Source organism: Terriglobus albidus, assembly GCF_025685425.1.
Lineage (GTDB): Bacteria > Acidobacteriota > Terriglobia > Terriglobales > Acidobacteriaceae > Terriglobus > Terriglobus albidus.
Genome location: NZ_JAGTAS010000048.1, coordinates 1 through 26,694, shown reverse-complemented (window position 1 = coordinate 26,694; position 26,694 = coordinate 1). Strand labels below are relative to the sequence as shown.

22 protein-coding genes and 1 riboswitch are annotated in these 26,694 nt (G+C 59.4%); of the genes, 16 read left to right on the top strand and 6 right to left on the bottom strand.

Going from position 1 to position 26,694, the window contains the following annotated elements; all coding sequences use genetic code 11:
- The first annotated feature begins 7 nt into the window (after positions 1-7).
- Together OHL21_RS08145 and OHL21_RS08140 are read left to right on the top strand one after the other, a co-directional pair.
- Positions 8-583, top strand: coding sequence for a thioredoxin family protein (locus OHL21_RS08145; protein WP_263416757.1), 576 nt, complete (start codon positions 8-10; stop codon positions 581-583).
- Positions 584-597: 14 nt separating this feature from the next.
- Positions 598-1,026 (top strand): GNAT family N-acetyltransferase, encoded by a 429-nt coding sequence (locus OHL21_RS08140; protein ID WP_263416756.1) that lies wholly within the window; start codon positions 598-600, stop codon positions 1,024-1,026.
- 278 nt (positions 1,027-1,304) lie between these two features.
- Here OHL21_RS08140 and shc read toward each other — a convergent pair whose 3' ends face one another.
- Complete coding sequence (gene shc / locus OHL21_RS08135) at positions 1,305-3,299, bottom strand: squalene--hopene cyclase (RefSeq protein ID WP_263416755.1); 1,995 nt, start codon at positions 3,297-3,299, stop codon at positions 1,305-1,307.
- The gene (locus tag OHL21_RS08130; RefSeq protein ID WP_263416754.1) at positions 3,299-3,901 is read right to left on the bottom strand and encodes a TetR/AcrR family transcriptional regulator; all 603 of its coding nucleotides are present in this window, start codon (positions 3,899-3,901) and stop codon (positions 3,299-3,301) included. Before OHL21_RS08130 ends, shc begins: the two co-directional genes overlap by 1 nt.
- 181 nt (positions 3,902-4,082) lie before the next feature.
- Between OHL21_RS08130 and OHL21_RS08125 the strand changes: the two genes are divergently transcribed.
- Entirely contained in the window at positions 4,083-4,895 is an 813-nt protein-coding gene (locus OHL21_RS08125; protein ID WP_263416753.1) for a GNAT family N-acetyltransferase, read from the top strand.
- 336 nt (positions 4,896-5,231) lie between these two features.
- Here the strand turns inward: OHL21_RS08125 and OHL21_RS08120 are convergent, their stop codons facing one another.
- On the bottom strand, positions 5,232-6,224 hold the full coding sequence (locus OHL21_RS08120) for a transaldolase (RefSeq protein ID WP_263416752.1): 993 nt from the start codon (positions 6,222-6,224) through the stop codon (positions 5,232-5,234).
- Between the two features lie 167 nt (positions 6,225-6,391).
- A riboswitch (adenosylcobalamin-variant (AdoCbl-variant) riboswitch) is annotated at positions 6,392-6,468 on the top strand.
- 133 nt (positions 6,469-6,601) lie between these two features.
- Between OHL21_RS08120 and OHL21_RS08115 the strand changes: the two genes are divergently transcribed.
- The 11 genes from OHL21_RS08115 to OHL21_RS08065 all read left to right on the top strand — a co-directional run bounded on the left by OHL21_RS08115 (position 6,602) and on the right by OHL21_RS08065 (position 20,699).
- Entirely contained in the window at positions 6,602-9,052 is a 2,451-nt protein-coding gene (locus tag OHL21_RS08115; protein ID WP_263416751.1) for a ribonucleoside-diphosphate reductase subunit alpha, read from the top strand.
- Between the two features lie 67 nt (positions 9,053-9,119).
- Entirely contained in the window at positions 9,120-10,151 is a 1,032-nt protein-coding gene (locus OHL21_RS08110; RefSeq protein ID WP_263416750.1) for a ribonucleotide-diphosphate reductase subunit beta, read from the top strand.
- Between the two features lie 224 nt (positions 10,152-10,375).
- A complete protein-coding gene (locus tag OHL21_RS08105) occupies positions 10,376-10,903 on the top strand; it encodes a helix-turn-helix domain-containing protein (RefSeq protein WP_263416749.1) in 528 nt (175 codons plus the stop codon).
- Between the two features lie 2 nt (positions 10,904-10,905).
- Entirely contained in the window at positions 10,906-11,472 is a 567-nt protein-coding gene (locus OHL21_RS08100; protein ID WP_263416748.1) for an NfeD family protein, read from the top strand.
- A gap of 126 nt (positions 11,473-11,598) precedes the next feature.
- A complete protein-coding gene (locus tag OHL21_RS08095) occupies positions 11,599-13,020 on the top strand; it encodes a flotillin family protein (RefSeq protein ID WP_263416747.1) in 1,422 nt (473 codons plus the stop codon).
- Between the two features lie 63 nt (positions 13,021-13,083).
- Positions 13,084-13,752 (top strand): PspA/IM30 family protein, encoded by a 669-nt coding sequence (locus OHL21_RS08090; RefSeq protein ID WP_263416746.1) that lies wholly within the window; start codon positions 13,084-13,086, stop codon positions 13,750-13,752.
- Positions 13,753-14,112: 360 nt separating this feature from the next.
- Entirely contained in the window at positions 14,113-15,309 is a 1,197-nt protein-coding gene (locus tag OHL21_RS08085; RefSeq protein ID WP_263416745.1) for a PP2C family protein-serine/threonine phosphatase, read from the top strand.
- The gene (locus OHL21_RS08080) at positions 15,306-15,743 is read left to right on the top strand and encodes an ATP-binding protein (protein WP_263416744.1); all 438 of its coding nucleotides are present in this window, start codon (positions 15,306-15,308) and stop codon (positions 15,741-15,743) included. The genes OHL21_RS08085 and OHL21_RS08080 overlap by 4 nt, the downstream gene beginning before the upstream one ends.
- Positions 15,744-16,097: an STAS domain-containing protein gene (locus OHL21_RS08075; RefSeq protein WP_263416743.1), complete on the top strand. Its 354-nt coding sequence runs from the start codon at positions 15,744-15,746 to the stop codon at positions 16,095-16,097.
- 14 nt (positions 16,098-16,111) lie between these two features.
- Positions 16,112-18,079, top strand: a complete 1,968-nt coding sequence (locus tag OHL21_RS08070) for a PP2C family protein-serine/threonine phosphatase (protein WP_263416742.1) — start codon at positions 16,112-16,114, stop codon at positions 18,077-18,079.
- Between the two features lie 262 nt (positions 18,080-18,341).
- Positions 18,342-20,699 (top strand): Orn/Lys/Arg family decarboxylase, encoded by a 2,358-nt coding sequence (locus OHL21_RS08065; RefSeq protein ID WP_263416741.1) that lies wholly within the window; start codon positions 18,342-18,344, stop codon positions 20,697-20,699.
- Positions 20,700-21,018: 319 nt separating this feature from the next.
- Here the strand turns inward: OHL21_RS08065 and OHL21_RS08060 are convergent, their stop codons facing one another.
- Positions 21,019-21,780: a fumarylacetoacetate hydrolase family protein gene (locus tag OHL21_RS08060; RefSeq protein ID WP_263416740.1), complete on the bottom strand. Its 762-nt coding sequence runs from the start codon at positions 21,778-21,780 to the stop codon at positions 21,019-21,021.
- The gene (locus OHL21_RS08055; RefSeq protein ID WP_263416739.1) at positions 21,777-22,676 is read right to left on the bottom strand and encodes a fibronectin type III domain-containing protein; all 900 of its coding nucleotides are present in this window, start codon (positions 22,674-22,676) and stop codon (positions 21,777-21,779) included. The genes OHL21_RS08060 and OHL21_RS08055 overlap by 4 nt, the downstream gene beginning before the upstream one ends.
- 281 nt (positions 22,677-22,957) lie before the next feature.
- Here OHL21_RS08055 and OHL21_RS08050 point away from each other — a divergent pair, with 281 nt between their 5' ends.
- Positions 22,958-23,683, top strand: a complete 726-nt coding sequence (locus OHL21_RS08050) for a helix-turn-helix domain-containing protein (RefSeq protein WP_263416738.1) — start codon at positions 22,958-22,960, stop codon at positions 23,681-23,683.
- Positions 23,684-24,004: 321 nt separating this feature from the next.
- Here the strand turns inward: OHL21_RS08050 and OHL21_RS08045 are convergent, their stop codons facing one another.
- A complete protein-coding gene (locus OHL21_RS08045) occupies positions 24,005-24,580 on the bottom strand; it encodes a 5' nucleotidase, NT5C type (protein WP_263416737.1) in 576 nt (191 codons plus the stop codon).
- A 263-nt stretch (positions 24,581-24,843) separates the two neighbouring features.
- Between OHL21_RS08045 and OHL21_RS08040 the strand changes: the two genes are divergently transcribed.
- Positions 24,844-26,490 (top strand): DHA2 family efflux MFS transporter permease subunit, encoded by a 1,647-nt coding sequence (locus OHL21_RS08040; RefSeq protein ID WP_263416736.1) that lies wholly within the window; start codon positions 24,844-24,846, stop codon positions 26,488-26,490.
- The last annotated feature ends 204 nt before the right edge of the window (positions 26,491-26,694 follow it).

Sequence of the window (26,694 nt, the reverse complement as noted above, 5' to 3'; positions counted from 1 at the left end):
TCGCCGCATGTCCCGAACTCCGTCCACCATGGTGGCGCTGGGCACGGTTGCCCCGCCGTTTGAGCTTACCGATGTGATCACCGGCAAGGCCGTTGGCCGTGATGATGTTGCCGCAGACACTAAAGGCCTGCTGGTGATGTTCGTCTGCCCGCACTGCCCATATGTCAAACATGTCGAGGCGGAGCTGGGCCGTATCGGCGGGGACTATCAGGGGAAGATCGGCATCGTGGCGATCAACGCCAACGACGTCAGCCAATATCCCGAAGACGGTCCCGAACACATGAAGGAGCAGGCCAGCCGCAACGGCTGGACCTTCCCCTATCTCTATGACGAGACGCAGGAGGTCGCCCGCAGCTATGACGCAGCCTGCACGCCCGACCTCTTCCTCTTCGATGCCGACCAGAAGCTGGTCTATCGCGGTCAACTGGATGACAGCCGGCCGCAGCGGAAAGACTTCGGCAACGATCTCCCGGTAACCGGTAAAGACCTGCGCGCCGCGATCGATATGGTGCTGGCAGGCAAACGGCCTGATCCGAACCAGAAGTATTCCATCGGCTGCAACATCAAATGGAAAGCCGATTAGAACCTTCCTCGGCAATGATCACGATCCGTCCTGCCACCGAAGACGATGCAAGCGAGATAGTCCGGCTCGCAGGCGAGCTGGGCTATGCCACCACATCCAGTGAAATTGCCGAGCGTATCGCTCGCCAGACAAAGGTGCCCGGACGAGCCGTCTTCGTCGCCTGTGACGGAGAACAGATCGCGGGCTACATCGATCTCTCTACGGAGATGCACCTGCACGTGGCGCCAAAAGGCCGTATCGACGGCCTGGTGGTCAGCGAGAGCGCCCGTGGTAAAGGTGTTGGCGCGTTATTGTGCCGTCATGCAGAAGAGTGGGCACGGCAGCAAGGTCTGAAAACGATGATGCTGACCTCGCGTTCTACGCGCGAACGGGCGCATGCCTTCTACGAACGTGATGGCTACCGGCGCACCAAGACTTCCTATCTTTTCGAGAAAGAGCTGTAGGGCATGTTCGGCAACCGATACACCGTTGCCCCATTCTTCGCGGTTTCATCGCGAAGGGTGAGTCCCCGGCGAACTTGTTCGCTGGGGTGTAGCGTGGGGTATCGAGCGAAACGAGACCGTCTTTACGCATTGGGAAAGAACCTCCTTCAAGCGAGTCTGGCACCTTCAAGGAAAAGCGAAGAGCGGTCGCGCACAGCGCGATACCCCACCCTTTGTCTTCGACAAAGAATGGGTCAACGGGTGTATTACCTCGTCAAAATGTCAGACCATACCTGATATCAAAGTTGAACGGTCAGGGCAGGGCGCACGAGCTCCTTGCGATAGGTTGCCAGTGCCAACGCCGGGAAGTACATCCGGTAGAGGTGATAGCTGAGATAAAAAACATTGGGGAAACCAGTACCCGTTGTCAGGCCCTCATCCCAGTCACCATCGGCCCGCTGATTGTCCAACAGCCACCGTATGCCGCGTTCCACCTGCGATGAACGAGTTTTCCCGCAAGCCATCAGGCCCATCAGAGCCCAGGCGGTCTGCGTGGGTGTGCTCTGTGCGGCTACGAAGTGATCGACTTCGTAGCTGACACAGCTCTCTCCCCAGCCGCCATCGTCGTTCTGAACAGATAACAGCCATCGAGCTGCCTTCTCGATAGCAGAATGTGCACGAGAGTCACAGGTCGCAATGAGCCCGCGCATCGCCAGGAAGGTGCCGTAGACGTAGTTCACTCCCCAGCGGCCGTACCAACTTCCATTCTGTTCCTGTGAGCTAAGCAGGTACTGCACTCCTCTTACGATTGCGGGATGCTTCGTTCCCAGCCCACGTTTGCTCAGAGCCTCCAGCACGCGGCCGGTGATATCGGCGCAGGTTGGGTCGAGCATCGCATTGTGATCGGCGAAAGGGACTTTATTCAACAGCTGCCAGTCGTTATCAACATCGAAGGCCGCCCAGCCTCCATCTGCCGATTGCATACCGAGAAGCCAGTCGATGGCTCGCTGCTCCGCACGCGCCTGGCGTTCAGGATTGGAAGCGCGGATATGCTGCAGCGCGAGCAGCACCATCGCCGTATCGTCGATGTCGGGATAGAAGTCGTTGGCGAATTCGAAGGCCCAGCCGCTGGGGCGCAGGTTCGGGCGCTTGGCCGACCAGTCTCCTTTACGGCGAACCTCTTTACTCAGCAGCCAGTCCGCCGCTCGTGTCATGGCGGTGGCATCGATGTCTCCGGTCTCACCAAGAGCGAAGGCAGCAATCGCGGTATCCCATACCGGCGATTTGCAGGGCTGAAACTCGATGGAGTCTTCACGCTCCAGGAGCAGATCATCGAAGTGGCGGATCGCCTCGATCATGTCAGGCTGATCACGCTCATAGCCGAGTGAGTCCATCGCCATGATGGCGTACATCATCGAAGGATAGATGGCTCCCAGACCCTCGGAGTGCTGCAGATGTTCCAGCATCCAACGCTCGGCGGCGGCAATCGCACGGCCGCGGATCTTCTGCACACCGCGGCGCTCCCAGTGCTTGAGCAGCTTATCGGCATGAAGGAAGAGCTCAGAGGTAAGATCCTTGCGCGGCATGGTGATCGGCGAGCCAGGATAGATCAGCTCCTGCAGCGTCATGCCGAAGGGCGCCGTACGCTGAACGCCTAGGCCCTGGACGATGGAGAGGGGCACGATGATAGTGCGTGTCCACGATGACATCTCGTAGAGAAAACTGCCGGGCACGATCATGATCTCCGCCGGGACCGTGGGCACAAACTCACGCGGGAAAAGACCGAAGAGGCTGAGGTTGATCTTGGTGTAGCTGTTGCATGCCTGCAGGCCGCCAAGCTCCAGAATGCGCTCACGAGCCGCGCGCATACACTCCGAGTCCATATCCTCACCCATGATCTTGAGCGCGGTATAGGCCTTCACCGTAGCGTTCACATCAGCTTCGCCCTGGGCGAAGAGATTCCATCCACCGTCCGCAAGCTGGCAGCCTTTCAGATAACGGACGAGCTTCGCTGTACGCTGTGCGCTCGGAGGCGTCCACGGACCGCCCTCCTCGGGAGGAAATAGCCATAGCTGCAGCAACACGTAATCCGAGGCCAGGGTGGAGTCTGCTGTCAGGTCGCCGCACCAGTAGCCGTCAGCATGCTGTTTCCGCAGCAGAGCCTCAGCGGTCAACGACAACTGCTGCTCCAGCCGGGCGATGGCCTGCTGGCTAACTTCTTCGTTCTGTTGCTCTAATTCAAGACTGCCGACGCTGATTACGGCCGGAATGGCGCCGCCGAACTGCTCTCTCATCAGGCCTTCCCTCTCCTGCTCTTACGCTTGGATGTGGATTGCGGTTCCGCCGTGCACATTTGTTTCAATCGCGTCATGATTTGTGCACGGCGTTCGCCGGTACAGATCGCTTCGTCGAAGCCGAACATCTCTGTGAACCACAGGCCATCTACCGCCAGCCGCACGATCGTCGCAGTAATGGGATCGATGCCATCGTTCTCCAACAGCGCCTGCCAGCGCGCATAGGCCTCACGCATAGGCTCAACCAGTTTCATGTCCGTGGAGGCGGCGGCAAGCGCTGAGGCAAAGACGTCCAGACGCTCTGGAGAGAGACCGGCATCCTGCGCCCAGCGGCCCTCAAGCGATGCCAGAACAAAGGCCAGTGTGTTGCGCCCGGGTCTCTCAGGGAGTTCTGCTCTGGCCGCAGCCAGATCACGATCGAAGTACTCGATGGTGCGCGCCACCAGGCCGGCGACCAGCTCTTCCTTGGAGGGAAAGTGATACAGCAGCCCTCCTTTGCTGACCTGGGCTTTCTCAGCAACACGGTCAAGGGTCAACTGCTGCGAGCCCTCGCTGCGGATCAGGGTTTCGGCGCTTTTGAGGATGGTGTCACGCTTACTCATACGCTGCTTAGTATACCGTCCAGACGGTACAGTAGCATTTTCCCTGTAGATGTAGCCTAGGATTTCCGCATCTATGGGCGTTTTCCGCAATAAAAACGCCGCGGCACTCCTCTTCAGGGATACCCAGCAACAGGGAAAAATGTTCTAACTCTTCTGTTCTCGAACCTCTATGCTGGAACGCATGTTTGCTGACCTTTCCCTTGCGCATCGGCTGGAGCTCGCCGAAGGCCATGCCTGCCTGGATTTCGCTCATACCCGTAAGCGCTTGAACCCCGAGAGCAGCACCGCCTGGGATACCGCGCACGGCGCCATTGCTGTCTTCGATGGACCCGACTCGCCACTGACTCAGACCTTCTGCCTGGGAATCACAAGTTCAGATGGCTTCGAAGAGAGCCTTGGCGCGCTGGAGGAGTTCTTCTTCTCGCGCGGCGCTGCTGTCAATCACGAGGTCTCACCGCTGGCGGGCCTCGCGCTACACCAACTGCTCTGCAAGCGTCGCTACCGGCCGGTCGAGATGAGCAGCGTGATGTATCAGCCAGCGCATTGTCCTGAGGTCCCCGCAACCGTCGATGTGCGCGTCGTGAAGCAGGATGAAGCCGAGCTGTGGGGCAGAGTCGCCGCAGACGCGTGGTCTGCGGATCATCCGGAGTTTCGCGAGTTCCTGCTGGACATGGGAAAGATTTCGATTAGCCGGGAGAATACCCACTGCTTTCTCGCCATCATCGATGGACAGCCCGCTGCAACAGCGGTACTGCATGTCCATGGAGGTGTAGCTCTCTTTGCCGGCTCTGCGACTTTGCCCCCACTACGCAGGCTTGGCGCTCAATCAGCGCTACTCAATGCTCGCATGCGTCATGCCTGCGTCATAGGATGTGATCTCTTCATGATGGTGACGGAGCCGGGAAGCACCTCGCAACGTAACGCCCAACGCAATGGTTTCCGTATCGCGTATACACGGACGAAGTGGCAGCTTGAGCCACCAAGAATTGGCTAGGCAACACTTAGTTTTTTAGCCCTCAGCGGCTAAAGCCGCATGTCGTTTAAATCGCTGATACGGCACGGCTAAAGCCGTGCCCTTAAACAAAACATCCTATGGCGTTGGAGAGAAATATTGCTTCAACCCGCCGTTGCGCTTAGCGCAACCATTTCGCGCCGCAGGTGCGAATGCATTGCTTAAGGGGACGGCTTCAGCCGTCCCCTTAAGGTTCAGAAGACGCGCGGCTTTAGCCGCTGAGGTCAAGCCCTCATCTCCCCCGAACCTTCTCTGATGAGGTTTGTCCTTAAAACAGAAACGCTCCCCGAAGGGAGCGTCTCTTGTTCTTGATCACATTTATGCGGTGACCGGCTCGGCGATCTCCTTGAGACGCTTTTCGAGCAGAGCTTCCAGCTCCTCGAGCGCCTTGGAGAAGCCCTCGATGCCTTCCTTCAGCTTGTCGTGGGCCATACGGTCCTCGGCATGCATCTTCTCGAAGGTGGCCTGATCGATCGAGATCTTCTCGATGTCCATAGCCTTGGCCTTCTCGGCATCCAGCTTCTTCTCGAGCGGAGCGTCCTTGGAGTCCAGCTCTTCCAGCAGCTTGGGCGAGATGGTCAGAAGGTCGCTTCCGGCCAGCTCAATGATCTCGCCGATGTTGCGGAAGCTGGCGCCCATCACCTGAGTCTTATAACCGAACTTCTTGTAGTAGTTGTAAATCCGGGTAACCGACTGCACGCCGGGGTCATCGGCGCCGACGTAGTCCTTGCCGGTGTCCTTCTTGTACCAGTCGAGGATGCGGCCGACGAACGGGGAGATCAGCGTGACCTTCGCTTCGGCGCAGGCGATAGCCTGGTGGATACCGAAGAGCAGCGTCAGGTTGCAGTGGATGCCTTCCTTCTCGAGCTGCTCGGCGGCCTTGATGCCTTCCCAGGTGGAAGCGATCTTGATCAGGATGCGCTCGCGGCTGATGCCGGCATCTTCGTACTGCTTGATGATGTCGTGGGCGACCGCGATCGTCTTCTCCCTGTCGTAGGAGAGGCGAGCGTCCACCTCGGTCGACACGCGGCCGGGAACGATCTCAAGAATCTTCTTGCCGAAGGCGACAGCCAGCGTCTTGAAGGCTTCGGCGGCAATCGCCTTATCGTCGGCGTTGGCGCCGGCCTTCTGCTTGGCTTCCTTCAGCACTTCGTCCACGATGTGCGAATAGGCGGGCATGTTGGCCGCGGCAGTGATCAGGGACGGGTTGGTGGTGGCGTCAGTCGGCTTAAATTTCTCCATCGACTGCATGTCGCCGGTGTCGGCTACGACGGTTGTGTACTGCTTGAGCTGCTCCAAAAGGGTCGCCATTGGAAAGTTCTCCTCGCACTTTAAGACTACACCTTCCAGGCGGATAGCAGGTGTGGTCCTACCAATACATCGCTTCCCGCGACAATCCAAGGCCTAGGCCACATTTCCACATCGACCGCTATATCTTGGGTTGCTTTCTAATCGATCGCAAGTTACTGTGGAGAAACTTCACGATGTGCAGGGAAAGACCGGTGGAAACCCGGCACTGTCCCGCAACGGTTAAAGTCCGAGCACCTGCCGTGAGGAAATACGCAATCATCGTCCCCGCGGAGGGAATGGCGTGGTCAGCGGCTCAGGTGCCCTTGTCGTGCTCGCACCCTGGAAGCCCTCCTTTCCCGCCACGACCGCAGAGGCCGGTGACAAGGAGCTCATGAGCGATGGCCACCCTCTCCACCCATCCCATTTCGCAGACCACACTGCATGATGTACATCCGGGTTTCCCGGCGCCTGCCTCTGAGACCGCAGTCATGCATGTGCGCAAGCGCAACGGCTCGCTGGAGCCGGTCGACGTCAACAAGATCGTGCGCGCGGTACAGCGCTGCGCCCAGGGACTAAACGGTGTCGATGCGATCCGTGTTGCATCGAAGACCATCGGCGGCCTGTACGACGGCGCAACCACACGGGAGCTGGACAAGATCTCCATCGACACCGCCGCGGCACTGATCGCCGAGGAGCCGCAGTACTCGCGGCTGGCGGCCCGCCTGCTGCTGGCCACTATTCACAAAGAGGTTGCCAACCAGAACCTGCACTCGTTCTCGCAGTCCATCGCTTATGGACATGCCGAGGGTGTGGTGAACAAGGCCGTTGCCGAGTTCGTGAACACGCATGCACGCAAGCTGAATCACGCCATCGACGATGAGTTCAGCGACCGTTTCGAATACTTCGGCCTGCGCACCGTCTATGACCGCTATCTGCTGCGCGATCCGATCTCGCGCCGCGTCATCGAAACGCCGCAGTACTTCTTCCTCCGCGTCTCCTGCGGGCTTGCCGGCACACCTGCTGAGGCAATCGAGTTCTATCGCCTGATCGCATCGCACGAGTACATGCCCTCTTCGCCGACGCTGTTCAACTCCGGTACCAAGCATGCGCAGATGTCGAGCTGCTATCTGCATGACTCTCCGTCGGACTCGCTGGAGTCGATCTATGACGCCTACAAATCGGTCGCGATGCTCTCGAAGTTCTCCGGCGGCATCGGCCTCGCCTTTCACCGCGTTCGCAGCGAAGGTTCGCTGATCCGCGCCACCAATGGCCTGAGCAACGGCATTGTGCCGTGGCTGCGCACGCTGGACTCCTCTGTCGCCGCGGTAAACCAGGGCGGCAAGCGTAAGGGAGCCTGCTGCGTCTACCTCGAGCCGTGGCACGCCGACATCGAACAGTTCCTGGAGCTGCGCGACAACACCGGCGACCACGCCCGCCGTACCTACAACCTAAATCTGGCCAACTGGATCCCCGACCTCTTCATGGAGCGCGTGGATGCCGACGGCATGTGGTCGCTCTTCGATCCGAAGGATGTTCCACAGCTTCCTGACCTCTTCGGCGATGCCTTCAAGGCCGCTTACGAGCAGGCCGAGGCAGAGCAGAAGTACCGCCGTCAGGTAAAGGCTCGCGATCTCTACGCCCGCATGATGCGTACGCTGGCCGAGACCGGCAATGGCTGGATGACCTTCAAGGATGCCTGCAACCTGAAGTGCAACCAGACTGGCGCTCCCGGCAACACCGTGCATCTCTCAAACCTGTGCACCGAGATCACCGAGGTGAGCAGCAAGGACGAGACCGCCGTCTGCAATCTGGGTTCCATCAACCTGGCGCTCTACCTCACTCCGGAGGGTAAGTTCGATTTCGCCAAGCTGGCCGAGACCGTTCGCATCGCCCTCCCGATGCTCGATCGCGTAATCGACATCAACTACTACCCCGTCGAGCCCGCGGCGAAGTCCAACGCCAAATGGCGGCCGGTAGGCCTGGGCCTGATGGGACTGCAGGATGTCTTCTTCCAGATGAAGATCGCTTTCGACTCTCCCGAGGCTCGTGAGCTCTCGCGCAAGATCCAGGAAGAGATCTACTATCACGCCCTGGTCGCCAGCAATCAGCTCGCCGAGCGTTTCGGCGCTCACGAGGCCTTCGCGCAGAGCCGTCTCGCCGAGGGTAAGCTGCAGTTCGATCTCTGGAACGTGGTTCCGGAAGATACCGCGCGCTGGGATGCATTGCGTGAGCGCATCAAGCAGTTCGGTGTTCGCAACTCGCTGCTTATAGCCATTGCTCCGACAGCCACGATCGCATCGATCGTCGGCTGCTACGAGTGCATCGAACCCCAGATCTCAAACCTCTTCAAGCGGGAGACGCTGTCGGGCGAGTTCCTGCAGGTGAACAAGTACCTGGTGAACGAGCTGAAAGAGCGCGGTCTGTGGAACGAAGAGATGCGGCAGCGTCTGAAGCTGAGCGAGGGCTCCGTACAGGGCATCGCCGAGCTTCCGGACGATCTGAAGCTGGTCTACCGCACCGTGTGGGAGATCCCCATGCGCTCCCTGATCGATATGGCGCGCGACCGCGGAGCCTACATCGACCAGTCGCAGAGCCTGAATCTCTTCGCCGAGAGCCCGAACATTGGCAAGCTGTCGTCGATGTACATGTATGCCTGGAAGAACGGCATCAAGACCACCTACTACCTGCGCTCGCGCCCGGCGACGCGTATCGCCAAGACCACCATTCAGGGCTCCAGCGCGCGGCAGACTGCTCCGGCAGCCGCTCCCGCCGCTACCACCACCTATACGCCCTCTGAGGCCATCGCCTGCTCGCTCGAGAATCCCGAGAGCTGCGAAGCCTGCCAGTAACCCAATTCATCCGCCAGTCCTTCTCTGATACGGGAAGGACTGGCCTTGTACTCGAAGGAGCCTACCCATGTCTACGTCTTCCGTCGAAGTTCCCGAACATATCCTCGATCCCGGCCTCTGCCTGACCCTGCGCCCCATGCGCTACCCGGTCTTCTACGACATGTTCCGCGACGGCATCAAGAACACCTGGACCGTGGAAGAGGTCGACTTCTCTACCGACCTGGTCGATCTGCGCAGCAAACTCTCCCCGGCCGAGATTCACCTCATCCAGCGCCTTGTCGCCTTCTTCGCCACCGGTGACGCCATCGTCTCCAACAACCTGGTGCTGAATCTCTACAAGCACATCAACTCGCCTGAAGCGCGCCTCTATCTCTCGCGCCAGTTGTTTGAAGAGGCCGTGCACGTGCAGTTCTATCTCACGCTGCTGGACAACTACATCCCCGATCCCGATGAACGCGCCGCCGCCTTCGCTGCCGTCGAGAACATTCCCTCCATCCACAAGAAGGCCGAGTTCTGCATGCGCTGGATGGACTCCATCCAGAAGCTCGATCAACTGGAGACCGCGCAGCACCGCCGCCAGTTCCTGCTGAACCTGATCTGCTTCGCTTCCTGCATCGAGGGCCTCTTCTTCTTCGCAGCCTTCGCCTATGTTTACTTCCTGCGCTCGAAGGGCCTGCTGCATGGCCTGGCCTCGGGAACGAACTGGGTCTTCCGCGATGAGAGCGCGCACCTGGAGTTCGCCTTCGAAGTGGTGAACGTCGTCCGCGGCCAGCAACCCGACCTGTGGGACGCACAGATGGAGCAGGACGTTGCGGAGATGCTGAAGGACGCGGTGAACGCAGAGCTGCAGTTCGCGGAAGACCTGCTCTCCGGCGGCGTGGCCGGTTTGAGTGTCCGCGACATGCGCCAGTATCTCGAGTACGTCGCCGATTCACGCGTCGCCCGCCTGGGCATGCAGCCGATCTTCGGCAGCAAGAATCCCTTCGCCTTCATGGAACTGCAGGACGTTCAGGAGCTGACCAACTTCTTCGAACGCCGCGTCTCGGCTTACCAGGTCGCGGTAGCAGGAGAAGTCGACTTCAGCCATGAGGATTTCTAAAAACGGTTGAATGGTGGAATAGTTGAATGGTTGAATCGTAGGCCCTCTCACCGAGAGGGCCTCTCCACTTAGTTCCGTGTGGCTTGTGTTTGAAAGCCCGCCACAATCACACAATTCAACCATTCAACTATTCAACAAAACCCACCCACGCGGTAAACGACAGCCACAACATCCCTTGACCTATATCGCAAATTGCGATATAAATATTGCGGATTGCGATGGCCATGAAACTGGCAGAGAAAATCCGCTACCTCCGCGAAGTGGAAGGTTCGCTTCGCGGGATGAACCGGTCGATGACGCAGCAGGAACTGTTGCGGGCCATTGAGACAGAGACCGGAGGCTCCCTGAGCCAAAGCTACCTCTCACAGATCGAGAGCGGAGCCCGTCCTCACCTCACCAACACAACCAGGCAGGTGCTGGCGAAGTTCTTCAAGGTCCATCCCGGCTACCTGGTGGATGACCCTGAGGGATATCACGCCGACCTGCTGTCGGATGCGCGAGTGCTGGAGGACAAGGTCGATCTCTGGCTGGTCAGCGGAGCTGAGCGCTTCCGGCGCGATCCGGAGCTGCGCGCGGCGCTGCTGAAGCTAGCGCGGAACGAACGCTCCCGGCACTGCCTGCTGTTACTGGCATCGATTCTCGACACGCCCCACCTGGTCGAGCGGCTGACGGAGATTCTGCGGCCGGCAGAGGTGGAGAGGAAACCCGCAAAGGCTGTCCCAAAGAAGGCAGCCCGCGGAAGGAAGGAATAACGATGAACTGGGATGTCATCTATCTCGTCTGCTTTGGTACTGGATTGGTTTTGAGTGTGCTGTCCGCAGTCGGTGGTTTTGGGCATCTTCATCTGGGACACTTCCACCTCGGCCATTCGGCCGGCCTGCACCACGGACATGGAGTCTCCCGCTTCAACGCCTTCACCGTTCTGGCGTTTCTTTGCTGGTTCGGCGGCGCAGGCTACCTGCTGCATCACTACAGCGTATTCATCGCTCCTGTAGTCCTGCTGCTGGCGGCGGCAAGCGGCCTGGTGGGAGCGGCGATTCTGTTCACCTTCTTCGCGAAGGTGCTGCTGCCCCGCGAGCGGGAGCTGACCGCCGAGGACACAGATGTTCGGGGTGTTACCGGACGGTTGAGTGCGGGCATCCGCGATGGAGGCACCGGCGAACTGCTGTACACGCAGAACGGTGTGCGCTGCTCGGCGATCGCCCGCAGTGCGGATGGACAACCGCTACCGCGTGGCGCCGAGGTGATCGTGCTGCGGTATGAGAGGGGCGTGGCGTACGTGAAGCCATGGAACGATCTCCGGCTCGATGACACGCCTTAGGGCCAGATTTCACTAAGTTCTTCTACCTGAGCTGCAGAAGAAAAGCTCAATGCCTGCCCGGCCGCAGCCAGCGACCGGGTGAACGGCAGCCCATGCCTTACGACTGGCTTAACTCAAAGGAATGTTATGCCGGATTCGGTATTCATTATTGTTGGACTCATTGCCGTATCGACGCTGGTTCTTCTGGTCCTTCTGGCCAAGATGTTTCGTAAAGCCGGACCGAACGAAGCCTTAATCGTCTACGGTTTTCGTGGGCCGCGTGTCATCAAGGGACACGGCTCGGTGATCTTCCCGCTCGTGGAAAGCTGCCGCGAGCTCTCGCTTGAACTGATGTCGTTCGACGTAGCCCCGCAGCAGGACATGTACACCAAACAGGGTGTCGCCGTAACGGTGGAGGCCGTGGCACAGATCAAAGTACGCAGCGATCAGCAGTCGATCCTTACAGCCGCGGAGCAGTTCCTGACCAAGACGCCCCCACAGCGCGAGGGCTTGATCCGCCTGGTTATGGAAGGCCATCTGCGCGGCATCATCGGTCAGCTCACGGTCGAACAGATCGTCAAAGAGCCGGAGATGGTTGCCGACCGTATGCGCTCCACCTGTGCTGAAGACATGAGCAAGATGGGTCTGGAAGTCGTCTCGTTCACCATCAAGGAGGTGCGTGACAAGAACGAATACATCACGAACATGGGCCGCCCGGACGTTGCCCGCATTCGCCGCGATGCTGAAATCGCCGCAGCCGAAGCAGAGCGCGATACCGCCATCAAGCGTGCTAATGCTCTGCGTGAAGCCGCCATTGCCAAGGCCGCTGCCGACCAGGAGCGAGTCATCGCCGAGACCGCCTCGTTGGCTAAACAGGCTGAGGCACAACGCGACCTCGACATCCAGAAGGCACAGTTCACCGAGCAGAGCCGCCGCCAGGAAGCCCAGGCCGACAAAGCCTACGAACTGCAGACCAACGTCATGCAGCAGCAGGTTGTGGCTGAGCAAGTGAAGGTGCAGCAGGTGGAGAAGGAGCAGCAGGTCAAGGTGCAGGAGGCTGAGATCCTGCGTCACGAGAAAGAGCTGATCGCTACGGTGCTCAAGCAGTCTGAGATCGAGCGTAAGCGCATCGAAAACCTTGCCGCCGCTGAACGTGCCCGCCTGGTTGCCGAAGCCGAAGGCCGCGCCTCTGCCATCCGTGCGCAGGGTGAAGCGGAAGCCGCCATCATCTTCCAGAAGGGTGAGGCCGAAGCGAAGGCCATGAACGTGAAGGCCGAGGCCTATCAGGAGTGGACGCAGGCTGCCGTTGTCGACCGCCTGATCTCGAATATGGCTGAGGTGGTACGCGCCATGAGCGAGCCGCTCTCGAAGGTGGACAAGATCACCATCGTCTCCACCGGCGACGGCAACAACCTGGGCGCGAACAAGCTCACCGGCGAGATGACCAAGATTGCCTCGCAAGTTCCGGCATTGTTCGAAGCTCTGAGCGGTATGAACCTGAACGACCTGATGAGCAACGTGAAGCAGATGAAGCCTCGCGACAACTCTCAGGGCAACAGCCATGCGTAAGTTGTAAGTCGGCGGAGCCGGATCATGCGGCTCCGCCGGCTTCGATGGAAGGAGGAACCCATCATGCCGCTTTTAGAAAGAGTCACTACACTGCTGCGAGCCAATCTCAACGACCTGATCGATAAGGCTGAAGATCCCGAAAAGATGATCAAGCAGCTCCTGCTCGATATGGAAAACCAGTTGCTCCAGGTTAAGACTCAAGTCGCGATTGCCGTGGCCGACCTGCATCTGCTGGAAAATCGTAAGCGAGAGTATGAAGAGTCTGCCGCCGGCTGGCGACGCAAAGCCGAGCTGGCCATCGGCCGCCACGATGAAGACCTTGCCCGCGCCGCACTGGACCGCAGCCTGAGCGCGCAGCAACTCGCTGTCAGCTTCAATCAACAGATTGAAGATCAACAGGTAGAGCTGGACACCATGCGCAATGCCTATCTGCAACTGCAGGCGCGCTTGAAAGAGACCGAAGCACAGTGCGAGCTGCTGATGGCGCGCAATCGTCGCGCCCGCGCTGCAAGCAAAGCCACGGCGGCGCAGACGAAGATCGCCGATGGAGCCGCGTTACGTTCTCTCGACCGGATGAAAGCAAAGATCCTGGGACAGGAAGCCGAGAACACCGGTGCACAGACCGTCCTCGGCATGAATACGGTAGAAGACCGTTTTCACAAGCTGGAGCGTGAAAGCCAGATCGATGCATTGTTGCTGGAGCTCAAGGAACAACAACGGCTGCCGGGGTAAATTGAATGATTGAAGAATGGAATGATTGAATGATCAGCTGAGTGGGTGGGAGCAGCGGGCTTCAGCCCGCTGATAAAGACGAAAAAGTAGATGGCTTCAGCCCTGGGCCTTTTCCTGACAGACAAAGAAGCCCAGGGCTGAAGCCCATTTCTATATTGAGCCAATAGACTGTGGGCTGGAAGCCCACAGCTCCCACCCGTTTCGAGCTTCGCTCGCATCGTTCAAGCCAGCGAACCAAGCTCGCCGAGCACCCGAATATCCCACCCATTGCTACGCAATGGATGGGGCACCCAGAGTATGGGCTATCTCCCGCTCAAGGTGATCGACCGCTTACCATGAGTGCCTATTAGAAGTACCAATTTGCGAACTTCGCAAGGGTTTTCCATGTACACTTCCGGCATCACCGCTATGTCGAGCCTCCAGGACACCCTTATTCTCGAACAACAGATCGCGCGCCTCCAGGCGTTGCTCGAGGCCTCGCGTCAGGTGCATTCCACCATTCAGGCGAGCGAGGTACTGCAGCAGACTGCGCGTATCGTGGTGCGTGAGCTGGAGATGGAAGGAGCAGTCTTTCTCGCTTCAGACGGGGACGTGATGGCAAGTTATGGTGAGGCTCCTCAGCCGCCCTTCGATGGCTGTCCCCGGTTTGCCCTGCTCTCAAAAGAAGGCTCCAGCCTCGCGACCCTTATCGTCGCCACACCACAGAATGCAGCGCTCTCACTCTACGAACAGGACTTCCTCGAAGGTCTTGTCCTGCAGACCGCCGTTGCCCTGGAGAACGCAACGTTCCACGAACGCAATCTCCAATGGGCTCGGGTACAGCAGGATCTGGACGCCGCCCGGCAGATCCAGCGGTCACTGCTTCCCAAAGCCATGCCGCAGATTCCCGGCTTCGCCATCGCGGCGCGTTCCACCACCTGTTATGAGGTGGGCGGTGATTACCTGGACACCATTGAGCTGCCCGACGGATCGCACCTGATGGTGGTTGCCGACGTTGCCGGTAAGGGCTTGGCCTCGGCCATCGTCGCCACCAGCTTTCGCTCCGCACTCCGCTCGCTGGCCAGCCGCGCAGTGTCGCTGGCCGAGATGGCATCACAGGTAGGCCAGCAGCATTACGATGAAGGCAGTGAAGCGCGACGCCGCTATGTGACGGCGATCCTGCTGCGGCTCGATCCCAGGACAGGCGAGGGAGAGATTGTGAACTGTGGCCATAATCCCGGCATTCTGTTGGAGCCGGACCGCAGCCTGCGCATGATCGAGGCCTCCGGGCCTCCCCTGGGTATGTTCCCTGGCATGACTTATACCGCCGAACCGATCCACGTGCCTGCCGGCGCCCGTGTGCTGCTTTACACCGATGGCCTCAGCGAGGTCTTCTGTGGCGAGGATGAGTTCGGCTGCGAGCGGCTGGCAGCAGCCTTTCAGCAGCTTGAGACCCGCGATCCGGAGGCGATGCTCGACGCAATCTGGGCGACGCTCGCCGCCTTCTCCAACAACGCACCACCAACCGATGACATGACCGGCCTGGCCCTCTGCCATCTTGAGGCAGCAACCGCATGAAGAACGGAAGCGCCGTCGAAGTAACCCTGCCCTCCGAGCTCGGCTTTGAAAAAGTAGCCATGAGCACGGCCGCCAGCATGGCCCAGTTGATGGGCTTCAGCCCCGACCGCATTGAAGATCTGAAGACGGCCGTGGCCGAGGCTTGTATCAATGCGATCGAGCACGGCAATCAGATGGACGACACGCTCTCCGTGGGCGTGATTCTGTCACCCGGCGAAGATCATCTTGAGATCAAGGTCATTGACGATGGAGCAGGCATCATAGGACAACCGGCCACACCCGATATCGACCGCAAGATGGCCGGCGAAGAGGACCCACGCGGCATGGGCATCTTTCTGATTCAGTCACTGGTCGATGAGGCCGAATGGCACCAGGGACCGCCGGGAAAGAGCTTCGTACGGCTGGTGATCCGCCTCGACAAGGAGAAGAACTAAATGCAGGCCCCGACGAAAGTTGCTACGCGGACAGCGATCGCTGCCTCCGGAGCTCCGGTGACCATCCTCGCCTTTGCGGGCGACATCGCCTCCACTTCCAAGGAGCCCATTCTGGAGGCATACGGAGCTACCGACGCGCAGAAGCTTCTGCTGGACTTCTCCGGGACCGAGTATGTGAACTCTTCCGGCATCGCCATCATCATCCAGTTGCTGCTGGACGCCACCAGGAATGGTGGCCGGACCGTCGGCATCTTCGGCCTGACACCGCACTTTCAAAAGGTCTTTACGATGGTGGGCATCGGCAAGTACGCCACGCTCTCACCGGATGAAGCAACAGCTCTGCGCCTGCTCTAAGGACTTGAACTTCTATGCCGCGCCGATCTCTTCTCGCGATTCTGCTGTTGCTGAGCATGACGGCGCTGCGTGCGCAGATACCTGTTCCAGCGCCCGATACCGCCGACCCGGCGCATCTGACGTGGACCGGCATGGACCGGCCGCTCAACATCTCTTCGTTCTGGTTTACCAACTCCACACAGGATGAACCTGCCTTCGCTCAGCCCGGTTATGACGACTCACACTGGAGACCGCGCAAACGTAGTGACGCGTTGCGCGCCTATTGGCAACGGCCATCCCATGTAGTGTGGTACCGTGCCCATATCGAAGCGCCTGCGGGGATCAAAGATCTTGCCGTCAGCGTCAATGGCATCCATGGTCCGTTTGAGTTGTATGCCAACGGACAGCGCGTCGGCGGCGCAGGAAGAATCGGCGACCCGGGAGTCTTTGGCGATATGGTTCCCATGGTCTACCTTTTACCCGCGGATATCGCTCCGGATGGCCATCTGGTGCTTGCCCTGCGCACGGGCATTCTGTTCACCAAAGATTCGCAACAGGGCGGCATCAGCACAGACTCATCTCTGCTTCTGGGTGCAGCCGCACATATCAACGACACGCGTTCCCTCTCCATCTTCGAGAGCCTGGCCAGCAACTACACCAACCTGGTGATCGCATGTATCGCCGGCATCGTTGCCCTGGGACTCTATCTCTCAGCGCGTGGACGAGAGTACCTTGACCTCGCACTGAGCTACATCACGATCGCTGTCTACAACATGCTCGAGATGTGGGAGTTCACCAGGCCGATTCAGCGCAGCGGCTTTGCCCTGTTACTGACGACGCTGCTGGCCACCGCTCCGGTCATCTTCAATCTTGAGTTCATCCGCCGCATTCTGGACCGGCCACGATGGAAGCTCTTCGGCATCATCCAGCTTCTGCTGCTGGTCAATGGCGTTGTCCTGCAGAATCTTTTCCTGCTCGCACCACAGATATTTTCTTTCCTGGTTCAGGGTCTCTTGCCGACAGCGTTTGCCATCGGCACCTATGCACTTCTCGACTTCGTCGTTCCGGTGATCATCTACCGTGCATGGCGCCGTGGGAATCGCGACGCCGGTCTGCTTCTGGTCGCCGTACTACCATCGTCTGTGCTGGTTCTGGCACAGATTACGCGAAGCATCCTCATCCTTACGAAGGTGATCGCGGGCGGCAGCAATCCTCTCGAACGGGTTCCCGGCATCACCTTCAATATTGGCTGGTCCGAGGTGACGTCCTTCTTTGCCAGCATCGTGCTGCTGGTCTTCATGGTGCTGCGCACCATCCGTCTGGCACGCGAGAAGGCCGAACTCTCCGCCGAGATTGCAGCCGCACACAACGTACAAACGCTGCTGCTGGCGCGCGCCAACAAACCGACGCCCGGATTCGCTGTTGAGACGGCGTATCGTCCCGCCTCAGAGGTCGGTGGCGACTTCTTCCTGATCTCCCCTGGAGAGGACGGTTCACTCTTCGCGATCGTCGGCGATGTCTCCGGCAAAGGCATGCAGGCGGCATTACGCGTTTCGCTGATTCTGGGCGCGCTGCACCGCGAGAGCTCGCGTGAACCCTCACTCGTGCTGCAGAACCTGAACGGCGCTCTGCTCTCGCAAGGTGACATCGGCTTCACCACCGCCTGTGCACTGCTGGTGGAAAAGGACGGACGCTTCCGTTACGCGAATGCGGGCCATCTGAATCCCTATCTCGACGGAGAGGAGCTGCCGAGTGCCGGAGCTCTTCCACTCGGCATCAGCCCCGAGGCGGAATACGACACGGAACATGGCAACCTGGCCACTCGCCAACGGCTGGTGCTGCTGAGCGACGGCGTGCCGGAGGCGCGCTCCGCCACAGGCGATCTCTACGGCTTCGACAAGCTGGTAACGCTGACACGCCTGCCTGCCAATGACATCGCCGAAGTTGCGCATGCCTTTGGGCAGACAGACGACATTACTGTGCTGGCTTTGGCCTTGGAGTAGAGTGTGTCCATCTCGTCGTTTCTGAGGCATCTTTTTCCAAACCCGGGTCCCCCACCCTCGCAACGCTAGGGTGGGTTCGAAGTCACGATAGATCGAGAAATAACGCAGCAAGTTTGATTTTGTCTTGCGATAGATTCTGGAGTTTTCCTTACCCACCCTAGCGTTGCGAGGGTGGGGCACCCGGGCAGTCAGGAAGGTGAATGGGATTAGGCGTTCCTACTCACACATAAACCACGCAATCGCGATAGCATACATAGCTGGTATGAGTGAAAAACGCTGGGTCCTTTTGATCGCCTCCGAGGTTGGCGGCACCGAATCTGTATCCGACCGCGCCATGGGGCGTCTGGTCGAAGCCATCTCCGATGAAGGCTACGATGTTGTCCGTACGACGACCCCCGAAGACGGCCTGTCGCTGGTCATCTCGGACCCCTCCTACTCCGCCGTTCTGCTGGACTGGGATCTCGAAGGAGACAGCCAGTTCGAAGAACGCGAGGCCGTGCAGATTCTGCGCGCCGTACGCCGCCACAACAAGAAGATCCCGATCTTCCTCATCGCCGACCGCACCCTGGTCAGCGAGCTACCGATCGAAGTCGTGAAGCAGGTGCACGAGTACATTCACCTCTTTGGCGATACCCCAGCCTTCATCGCCAACCGCGTTGACTTCGCCGTCGAGCGCTACCACGAGACCCTGCTACCGCCCTACTTCCGCGAGCTGAAGAAGTACACCGATCAGGGCGCGTATAGCTGGGACGCCCCGGGACACATGGGCGGCGTCGCCTTCCTGAAGCATCCCATCGGCATGGAGTTCCACCGTTTCTTCGGCGAGAACCTCATGCGCTCTGACCTCGGCATCTCCACCGCTCCGCTGGGAAGCTGGCTCGATCACCTCGGACCTCCGGGAGACGCCGAGCGCAATGCCGCCCGCATCTTCGGAGCGGACTGGACCTTTTTCGTGCTCGGCGGCTCGTCGAACTCCAACCAGATCGTCGGTCACGGCGTCATCGCGCAAGACGACATCGTCCTCGCCGACGCCAACTGTCACAAGTCCATCTGTCACTCGCTGACGGTGACCGGAGCTCGTCCCGTCTACTTCAAGCCGACACGCAACGGCTACGGCATGATCGGTCTGGTGCCCCTGAAGCGCTTCAGCGCGAAGAACGTGAAGGAGCTGATCGCGAAGAGTCCGTTCTGCAAGGGCGCCGCCTCGCAGGAGGCGACCTACGCCGTCGTCACCAACTCCACCTACGACGGCCTCTGCTATGACGTAAATCGCGTCGTGAAGGAGCTGGCCGCCTCGGTTCCGCGCGTTCACTTCGATGAGGCCTGGTACGCCTACGCCAAGTTCCATCCCATCTACAAGGGCCGTTACGCCATGGGCGTTCCGGAAGATATGGCGAACCGCCCGGCTATTTTCGCCGTGCAGTCCACGCACAAGATGCTGCCTGCCTTCAGCATGGGTTCCATGATTCACGTCAGCCTGTCGGAGCGCGCTCCGATGGACTTCGACCAGTTCAACGAGGCCTTCATGATGCACGGCACCACCTCGCCGTTCTATCCGCTGATCGCCTCTCTCGACGTTGCCGCGGCCATGATGGATGAGCCCTCGGGTCCGACGCTGATGGAAGACACCATTCAGGACGCCATCAGCTTCCGCAAGGCCATGTCTTCGGTCGCTCACCGTCTCCGCTCTACGGAAGACAACGGAGATGGCTGGTTCTTCCGCCTCTTCCAGCCGGAGTCGGTTACCGACCCCGGCAGCGGCGAGACACACCTCTTCGAAGAGGCCCCCGACGAGCTGCTGGGCACCAATCCCTCCTGCTGGACCCTGAAGCCCGGCCACGACTGGCACGGCTACCAGGACGCCGATATCACTGACGAGTACTGCATGCTCGACCCCACCAAGGTCACCATCCTGACCCCGGGCGTCGACGCGCAGGGTACCGTGGCCGACTGGGGCATCCCCGGCGCGATCCTGACCGAGTTTCTCGACTCCCGCCGCGTGGAGATCGCCCGTACCGGCGACTACACCGTCCTGGTGCTCTTCAGTGTGGGCACATCCAAGGGTAAGTGGGGATCGCTGCTCGAGAACCTCTTTGAGTTCAAGCGCCTCTACGACAGCGAAGCCTCATTGGAAGAAGCACTGCCCGAGCTGGTAGCCCGGTTTCCGCAGCGGTATCGCAATACCACCTTGAAGGAGCTCTCCGACGAGATGCACGAGGCCATGATCGAGCTGAATCTCGCCGGCCTGGTCAATGCCGCCTGCGACGAAGACTTCGATCCTGTGCTGACGCCGTCACAGACCTACCAGAAGCTCGTCCGCCACGAAACCGAGCGTGTACCCTTCGCCAAGATGGCCGGCCGCATCGCCGCCGTGATGCTGGTTCCCTATCCTCCAGGTATCCCGATGTCGATGCCGGGTGAGCGGCTGGGCGGACCAAATAGCCCGGTGATCAAGCTGATTCTGGCCATGGAAGAGTTCGGCAAGCGCTTCCCCGGCTTCGAGCGCGAAGTCCATGGTATCGAGGTCGACGGCAACGGTAACTACTGGATGCGCGCTGTGATTGAGAAGGGCATCCGCCGCAACAAAAAGAAGAAACCGCGTCAGTCAGCCGCAAAGTAAAACCCGCACGAGCGATGCCATGGTTGCCCATGCTTTCGCGAACAGCGAAAGGGTGGGGTCCCCAGCGAACTTGTTCGCTGGGCTTAGCGTGGGTATCGAGCGAAGCGAGATCAGGTGGGAGCCGTGGGCTTTCAGTCTGCCTTTCAGCCCACGGTTTATAGCTCTATAAGAATTTGGGCTTTTAGCCCTGGGCCTTTGAGCGTAATAGATCAAAGAGGCCCCGGGGCTAAAAGCCCATTTCTTTACAAGTCTCTATCAGCGGACTGGAGCCTGCTGCTCCCACCCGAATTCATTGAAAGGGAGATGAGTTCTCCGTGAGCTAACCCACCTTATTCGTCAACAAACCAATCCCCTGAATTCGCACCTCGACCCTGTCACCGCTCTGCATCGGCCCAACGCCCGCGGGCGTTCCCGTGGGAATCAGATCTCCCGGCTCCAGCGTGATCACTGCTGTGATGTAACGCAGAAGCTCGGGAATCGGGAAGATGAAGTCGCGTGTCTCGCCATGCTGACGAACCTCGCCGTTCAGCGATGTCTCCACAGTAAGCGAGCTCTGAAGCGGATCCACCTCATCGGTCACCACAGGTCCCACGGGGCAGGAGGTATCGAATCCCTTACCGCGCGTCCACTGCCCATCTGCCTTCTGGATATCGCGCATGGTGACATCGTTCACGATGGTGTAGCCGCGAATGTAGCCGCGCACGTCCTCATCCGGCCCGATGCGGCTGGCTCGCTTGCCAATCACGATGCCGAGTTCTCCCTCGAAGTCCAGGCGTTGCGTGATGGCCGGCTTCCAGATCGTGCCGCCCGGCGCCAGCAGCGCCGACGGAGGCTTGAGGAAGAGCAGAGGCTCTTTGGGAACGTCGTTGCCCATCTCGGCAGCGTGGTCGCGATAGTTGCGGCCCACGCAAAGAATCTTCGTTGGCTCGACCGGGGGGAGCAGCTCGGCTTCATCCAGCGCAAGGCTCACAGGCGAGCTGTTTGCCAGGCCTTCAAAGCTGGAAGCGCGGGCGACGATCCGGTCTCCTTCGATACGCCCATACGTGGGCTGTCCATCGGCAACAAATCGGCAGTACCTCATCGCATCTCCTCAGTAACTGGTTCGCTCTTAGCGCTCTCATTGCCGGCGCGGTCCACAGCCGCGACGCGATAACGATACTGTTTGCCTTTTATGGCTGTCGTGTCAGTAAACTGCGGTGCGGTGACAGGCATGGCAGTCAGGCGAAGCTCTCCGGAGTCGTCCACGCGATAGACCACGTATCCCGCCAGGTCGGTCTCGGTTCCCGGCTGCCAGGAGAGAGAGATGCCCGACTCTGACGACAGCGCCTCCAGGGACTGCGGAACCGCCGGTGGAGTGGTATCGCGCAGGACGCCCGTATCCAATTCCGTAGCCGCACCAGCCACCCAGATCTCATCGGTACCCAGCCGCAGACGGCGGCGCCGCTCAAGACGATAGACATAGCGCTGCCCCGCCTCTGCCGTGGCGTCGACAGCGCCACCTGGATCTCCCTGGGTTGCGGGTACGGCTAGCACGATCTGTTGCTGCTCCCGCTTGCGTTCGATGGATGTCTTCTTTTTGGGTTGTGCCCTGTCCGGCTCAATGCGCTCGATCCGGATCTCGTCACAAGGCGCCGCGGAAGGTGCCCAACGCAGCAGTAGTCCTGTGCCTCCAAGTGAGGCCTGCAACCCCTGGATCTGGTCCGGAGCGTCTCCACCCGCGACCGTCACCGGCTTTGACCAACCCGCCGCGCGCCCCGCCGCATTTGTGATGCGTACCTGGTAGTGCACCTCCACTGCCGCACCAGAAGCGAGGGTCTGAGGCAACGTGTCTCGTAAGTCATTGATCTTACTTATTGGCACTTTGATCACAGGCGCACATTCCGATGTGCCCTCGCTGCGGCAGATCTCCACGCTGGAGTCGCGGTCCAGAGGCTCGTTATCGGTTGTCGTCTTAGGGAGCGTGAGATGGAGGGTCACTCGGGTTCCCTGTCGAACTGCTGAAAGGTCCGTAGGAACGCGCGCAAGATGAAGTGACGGTGGTTTTGGCGGCCCGGGATTCGCACATCCCACGACCGCAAGAAGGGAGCAAGATGCACATAAATAAGCTTTTCTTTGCCTTAGTCGCATCCGTCTCGAAACCAGCACCACCATCTAGAGACTAGCATTCCGCCTCTGGTGTCTCTGCCGTAAAGAAATTGCTGATGGGCCAAAATCTAACGTTTGCGACATAACGTATTCCCCGCAGGAGAGCAAAACGCATGTCCCTCACCGCATCCCTTCCGGAAGATCCCGTCTCCTCCGACCCGATTTCAGGCGCTGTCGAAGCCAGCATTCAGGAAAAACGCCTCGGCGAACGAGTCAAGGCTTTGCGCCTGAAAAAGTCCATGGGACTGGTAGAGCTGGGGCGCCACACCGGTCTTTCGGCGAGTTTCCTCTCGCAGATCGAGACTGGACGCGTGGTGCCAACCTTGCGCAACCTGGCACGCATTGCCCTGGTCTTCTCCAAGGACCTTTCCTATTTCTTCGAACCGGAGCCACGGCCGCTCTTTCGGATTCACCGCGCGAGTGAGCGCGTGAAGATGCCGCAATCCGGTACGGAAAACCCGGCTTACTACTTTGAAAACCTGGGCTACCTGGTTCCCGATCGACAGCTGGACCCCTACCTTGCCGAGTTTCTGCCAGCGCAGCCGGGCCGCGAGACGCGCGCTCATCAACATCCGGGACATGAGTTCCTGTATCTGCTGCACGGCCAGTTGCAGGTCACACATGGCGGGCAAACACATCGGCTCGAAGCCGATGATGCGATCTACTTCGACTCCGGCACGATTCACAGCTACCAGTGCGTTGGAGAGACTCACGCCCGCGCTCTCATCATCAGCATGCAGGGAGCACATCAGGCCGACCCGGGCCAGCGGCCGCACGCAAACGGAGCAAACAACTCCCGGCGCCTGTCTGTGGTGAATCGTCCACAACAAAGCGCGTGAGCGCGTCAGGGCTTGTCATCCAATTCGAGGTTGATCTGAGACAGCCCGGAGGATGTCTAAAATTGGTGGGAGCAGCGGGCTTCAGCCAGGCTTCAGCCCGCTGATAAAGGCGTAAAAGTAATGGCTTCTTAGCCCCGGGCCTTCTTTGTCTGACAGGAAAAAGCCCAAGGCTAAAGCCCATTTCAATATTGAGCCGATAGACCGTGGGCTTTCAGCCCACGGCTCCCACCCGGTTCGAGCTTCGCTCGAATACCCACCCATTGCGATGCAATGGATGGGGCACCCAGAGTAGGGGTGCCCAAAATGTATTGATACGTCTCGCTACGGAATCAGCTTTTCCTGCAGACCGCCGGAGCCAACAGCCGCCCCCAGGAAAAGCTCTTCCACATCGAGCCAGTTATTCACCCGCCGATAGCCCTTGATCAGCTTGTTGTGCGGCGAGGTGAACAGGATGCCTTCGCCCTTGAACCGGCGGAACTGTCGGGGATTGTCGTCGATCAGATAATCCGCATCGATGATTCCCTTGTCGCCGCAGAAGACGATATGAGAGGGCGGAAGAAAGGGGAAGTGGCGCTCCAGCCAGCGAAACTTCGCCGCGAACGAGGACGGCACTTCCATGGCCGCCGAGGCGATAAAGACCTCGTACCTCGCCTGCAGCGCCTGAATCACCCGCTGCGCATCTTCCATGATGGGCAGGTCTGCGAAGAAGTCCTCACTGGAGAGGTACTGCTGCAATATATGGTGGCGGTCGACCGAGACCACGTCCCAGAGCCACTTACCGGTGAGATCTTCCTTCGTAATCCGCTCGCCGTGATCTCGGTTGTAGCGGGCAATGTGCTCACTGAGCGTGTCCGCCATTACCTCATCCATATCGATTGCGATTCTTTTCAGCGACATAGGGCTTAGCATTTTTTCCTGTAGGGCTAGAGTAGGGCATCCGCATCTATGGGCGTTTCCGCAATGAAAACGCCGCTGCACTCCCTCTTCCGGGATACCCAGCAACAGGAAAAATGCTTTCGATATAGATCGTACCGCGCTCTGCCTGCACGGGAAACCTCGGCGCATTTAATGAGCAGCCTGCGACCGGTGAATAAACTGCATCGGAGCGATAGCCGGCACATCCAAACCCTAAGCAATAGACCCCTAATTTGCCGGAACTTATGAGCGCTACAGCGACCCTGGAAACAACCTCCGCGTCTACCGCCGCCGCCCCTGTACAGCCATGGCGTCCCAAGGTAAACCCCTGGGTCGTCGCCATGACGGTCACACTGGCCACGTTCATGGAGGTGCTGGACACCTCGATCGCCAACGTAGCCTTGCCGCACATCGCCGGCGGCCTCGGAGCCAGTCAGGATGAAGCGACCTGGGTACTGACCGCCTACCTGGTGGCGAACGCCATCATTCTGCCCGCAGGCGCCTACATGACGACCTTCATCGGTCGTAAGAAGTTCTACATGATCTGCGTGGCGCTCTTCGGCATCTCGTCTGCGCTGTGCGGTCTGGCGCCCTCGCTACCGTTGCTGGTCTTCTTCCGTATCCTGCAGGGTGTGGGAGGAGGAGGTCTGGCGCCATCCGAACAGGCCATCCTGGCCGATACCTTTCCGCCTGAAAAACGAGGGCAGGCCTTCGCTATGTATGGTCTTGCCGTCGTCGTGGCTCCCGCCATCGGACCCACCCTCGGTGGATGGATCACCGACAACTACGACTGGCGATGGATCTTCTTCCTCAATGTGCCCATCTGTCTGCTGTCGCTCTTCCTGACCAGCCGCATCGTGGAAGATCCGCCGTATGTGCACAAGCAGGTCGCCGAGGCGCAGAAGGGGGGCATCAAACTCGACTTCCTGGGATTCGCCCTGCTGGGTATGACCTTCGGTTCGCTGGAGTTCGTGCTCGATAAGGGCCAGGAAGACGACTGGTTCTCCTCGCGCGCCATTACCTTCTTCACCGTACTGATGGTCACCGCCTTCATCGCCATGATCTGGTGGGAACTCCGTCAGCTCCGCACCGGTCACCGGCCGATCGTGAACCTGACGCTCTTCAAGCGGACGAACTTCTCCATCAGCTTCATTCTGATGTTCGTCCTGGGCTTCACCCTCTACGGAACCACCATCCTGATTCCGCAGTTCGTACAGACGCTGCTGGGTTACACAGCCGAGCTCGCCGGCAAGGTACTTTCACCCGCGGGCTTCATGATGATGGCCATGATGCCGGTGGTGGGCTTCCTTTCAAGCAAGGTCGATCCACGCAAGCTGATTGCCTTCGGCTTCACCTCACTGACGTTATCTCTGATCAACATGGCAAGGCTGAACCTGGATGTCAGTTATGGAACGCTGGTCCTCATGCGTATCTTCCAGGCATCCGGTCTCGCCTTCCTGTTCATCCCGATCAACACCATTGCGTACATTGGCGTAAAGCAGAGCGAGAACAACGACGTCTCCGGCCTGACGAACCTTGCGCGTAATGTAGGTGGAAGCTGCGGTACCGCCTTCATGGCTACGATGCTTACGCGTCGCATTGCAGCCCATGAGAACTCGATGATTCGCAACCTGACACCGAATGATCGCAACTTCATGGATCGCGTCCACTCGTTCGCCAGCATCTTCGCCGGCGGCAACGGAGGCTCAGAGTCCCAGGGAGCGCTGCATACGGCGCAGGCCTATATCTACAACATGCTGCACCGTCAGGCATCCGCGCTGGCATACATCGACGTCATTCGCTATCTGACGATCTTCTGCGCTCTCATGCTGCCGCTGCTGTTCCTCATTCCGCGGCCGCCAAAGGGCGCCAGTGCATCGGCGGGACACTAAAACTGCAGTTCGAAATTCCATCCATCACGCACGGGATCTTCGAACGAAGCTCAAAACGGTGGGAGCCGTGGGCTTTTAGCCTAATGTCACTTACTTTGTACGTGAGAGGAGAAAAAGTGAGTTGAGGAGAGGGAGCTAGGGTTGAATCAGAAGTAGCTCTGTGAGGAACCGCTGCGTCTGTTATGGAGAAGAAGGCGGAAGCTG